The following is a 1,916-nucleotide window of genomic DNA, read 5'->3' as shown; positions in this document are numbered from 1 at the left end:
GCCTTATCAACGGCAGGCGGATTAATGATCGCCATCTCAGCTGCATTATCTCATGACATTTACTACCGCTCGATCAATCCAAAGGCGACAGAGCAAAAACGCTTAGCCGTAGGTCGAATCACGATTGTATTTGCTACAATTATTGCAGGCCTTGTTGCTTTGAACCCACCAGGTGCGATTACTCAGATCGTCGCGTGGGCGTTCGCTCTCGCATCGGGGACCTTCTTCCCGGCACTCTTACTCGGAGTATGGTGGAAGCGTGCCAATGGTCCAGGCGTTGTTGCAGGCATGCTCGTCGGTCTAGGTGTGACACTCACCTATATCTTTGCTGCTAAGTATGGAGGCTTCACGATCCTAGGAATCATTGATACAGGAGCAGGAGTGTTCGGTGCAGCAGCTGCCATCGTTACGAATGTTGTTGTTTCCCTAATGACGCCACCGCCTTCACAGAAGATTCAAGACGAAGTCAAAGACTTGAGATATCCCGAACAAATTGAATACAAAGACGGAGAAGTCTGGTTGAAAGACGCTAAGTAAAATATGTAAAAAAATACCACCTCAGGTCATCCAGAATCTGGATGACCTGAGGTGGTTTTATCTTCCATTTATATTCACAATTTCATTCAATTATTTACTCAGTTGGTGCAGTTTCGAGAAGTGGGGCTGCAAGTCAGCGGATACCGCTTCATAAATACGGAATAATTCCTGGTACTTTTCTTTATTCTCCTCATTCGGTAGATATTCTTCATCCATTGGAATCGAATGTTTGATATCCGTGAGATTCTCGACCTCACCAAGACTGTAAAGCGCTAACCAGGCTGCCCCCCATGCGGAGCTCTGGTGGCTCTTTGGAATATAAATCGGAGTCTGGAACATGTCCGCAAGCATTTGTACCCATACCGGCGAGCGGGCAAATCCGCCGCTTGCAAAAATCTTCTGATGTTCATTCCCTAAACGCTCGAGCGCTTTAGCGATATGTAAGATCGAGAAAAGGACACCTTCCATTGCTGCTCGCGTCATGTGTTCTTTTTCATGGGTTGGAGTTAAGCCAATGAACGAACCCTTAGCCTCTGCATTCCAAAATGGTGCACGTTCTCCGTTCAAGTAAGGGAGGAAGAGCAGATTCTCAGCACCAGGTGAAATACTAGCGGCCATCTCACTCAATTGTTCCATGCTGTAATTGTCCTGTTCACCATTCCAAAGCTTTTGCAGCCATCCGAGTACCAGTCCGCCGTTATTTGATGGACCTCCTGTAATCCACAAATCTTCAGTAAAGCTATAGGAGAAGATCTCTTGTTTTTCATCAAGCAAAGGCTCGCTTGAAAACTGCCGGATCGCTCCGCTTGTGCCAATCGTGATCGCTGTTTCACCCGGCTCAATGGCCCCGATGCCTAAATTAGCAAGAGGGCCGTCACTTGCTCCGATGACAAAAGGAGTATCGGCATTCAAACCTGCTCTTGCAGCAGTTTCTGTCTTCATTCCTTGCAAGGAGTGAGTAGGAGGAACAGGCTGAAACAGCTGGTCTGTTTCAATTCCAGCTAAATTCAATGCCTCTCTGTCCCATCGGTGCTCTTTAATATCAAACAGCCCAGTCGCCGCTGCAATTGAGTAGTCGACGACTTTTTCTCCAAACCAGCGATACAGTAGAAACTCTTTGATTGATACATAATAATCCGCTTGCTTCCAAGGCTCATACCCTTGTTCTTTCATCCAGATCAGCTTGGATAGAGGAGACATTGGATGAAGCGGTGTTCCTGATCTCATATATAAGTGAGCATGTTTTTCTTTTAAAAAAGCAGCCTGATCCGCGCTTCTTGCATCCGCCCATATGATGGAAGGTGAAAGGGGCTTCCCGCTTTCTTCCATACAGATAAGAGAGTGCATCGCAGCAGAGATTCCCACACCAGTGATCTCAC

The 1,916-nt window shown here is 46.9% G+C and carries 1 protein-coding gene and 1 pseudogene; one reads left to right on the top strand and one right to left on the bottom strand.

What is annotated here, in order from left to right:
- A pseudogene (locus LD39_RS20240) lies at nucleotides 1-537 on the top strand (cation acetate symporter); the annotation flags it as partial.
- Between the two features lie 90 nt (nucleotides 538-627).
- Here LD39_RS20240 and LD39_RS20235 read toward each other — a convergent pair.
- The coding region (locus LD39_RS20235) for a gluconokinase (protein ID WP_035552819.1) at nucleotides 628-1,916 on the bottom strand (1,289 nt) is incomplete at its 5' end.

It is taken from the genome of Halobacillus sp. BBL2006, from assembly GCF_000786645.1.
In the GTDB taxonomy this organism is placed as follows: domain Bacteria; phylum Bacillota; class Bacilli; order Bacillales; family Halobacillaceae; genus Halobacillus.
Note: the sequence above shows the minus strand (reverse complement) of the source record. Positions and strands in the feature narration are given on the sequence as shown.